Consider the following 1,318-nt stretch of genomic DNA (forward strand, 5'->3'; position numbering starts at 1 on the left):
AGGTTGCTGCCGATGATGGCAGCGCCGCCCGCACCGGCGCTGTCCCTGAGACGCGTGGGGCCGGGAGAGCCGGCGAGACCGCCAGCCGCACCGCCGCTGCCGGCACCGCCACGGGTGGGATCGCTGGCATTCGCCGTGCCGGCACCGCCGTTGCCGCCGCTGATCGTCCCGTTGTTGGAGATGTTCAAATTTGAACCGAAGATACCGGCGCCGCCGCCGCCACCAGCGCTCGATAGATAAAAGACGCTGCCGTCGCCGCCATTGCCGCCGGCGATGACGCCGTTGTTGGTGATGTATCCGCCGGAGCCGATGAGGCCCGCGCCGCCGCCGCCGCCGCTGCCGCTGCCCGACGAAGCGGTGTTGCCCATATGGGTCACATCGATGTTGCCCGAGCCGCCGGCGCCACCGGCGCCGCCCAAGATCGAACCGTTATTGGTGAGGTTGCCTCCCGTGATCAGCCAGCTATCGCCGCCGCCGCCGCCGCCGCCGCCGGTGCCGGTGCTGGTCCCGGTGCCACCGGCTCCGCCGGATCCGCCCGTCCATACTCCACCGTTGACGACGGTGCCGTTTGTCGAATTGGCGAGACCGCCGCCCCCGCCGCCACCGAAGTCACCGTTGGCGCCAGCGCCACCTTGACCGTTACCAAACCCCGCCTGACCCGGGTTGCCCGCGCTGGTCTGGTACACCGCACCGCTGTCGCCGCCGGCGCCGCCCGCGAACGCAGGTCCAGCTTCGAGCGCCAGCGCGAGCAGGCCGACCAGCGCTGTCGATCCGAGCAGCGCCCGCCGCCGCGCCATGGCGACATGCAACCGGGAGGCGCGCGCGTGATGTCGGGAGGTCCGGGAAATGTTGTGCATGGCGAGCAGGCCGCTCCAATTTCACTCAAATGGGCAGAAATGTGATCAGGTCCGGTTTACCTGCCTCCACGCCAGAATTGCGTTCCAATGCGCCCGCGCGTTGTAAATGCATGTAAGGTCACAGCCCGCATGCAAGCGCGCTCACTTGCAAGCGAGTTCACTTGGAAGCGAGTTCACTTGGACGCGAGTTCACTTGGGCCCGCGATGACTGCTCCTGCCTTGCTGGGTGTCTTGTTGCGCGTGGAGGCGCCGACGGCGCAGATGCCTGTTGCGCCAGCCGACAACGAAAACGTGCCTTGACAAGCGCATACAAAAAAACCTGCGCTCCTCGCAGGCCGATGGCCTCGAGGAGCGCAGGTCGTTGTCGTGATCGCGTTACCAGCCGTAGCGGACGACGCCCTTGCCGGCGTAGGAGCGTGTGACGTTCGAGAACTCGCCCTCGAAGGTCGCCGCAGCCGACC

The 1,318-nt window shown here is 67.7% G+C and carries 2 pseudogenes; both read right to left on the minus strand.

The features are described from left to right. A pseudogene (locus AB4Z37_RS32900) lies at positions 1-857 on the minus strand (hypothetical protein); the annotation flags it as partial. 375 nt (positions 858-1,232) lie between these two features. Continuing rightward, positions 1,233-1,318 (minus strand): annotated as a pseudogene (locus tag AB4Z37_RS32905) (autotransporter outer membrane beta-barrel domain-containing protein); the annotation flags it as partial.

It is taken from the genome of Bradyrhizobium sp. 2TAF24, from assembly GCF_052115025.1.
GTDB lineage: Bacteria > Pseudomonadota > Alphaproteobacteria > Rhizobiales > Xanthobacteraceae > Bradyrhizobium_A.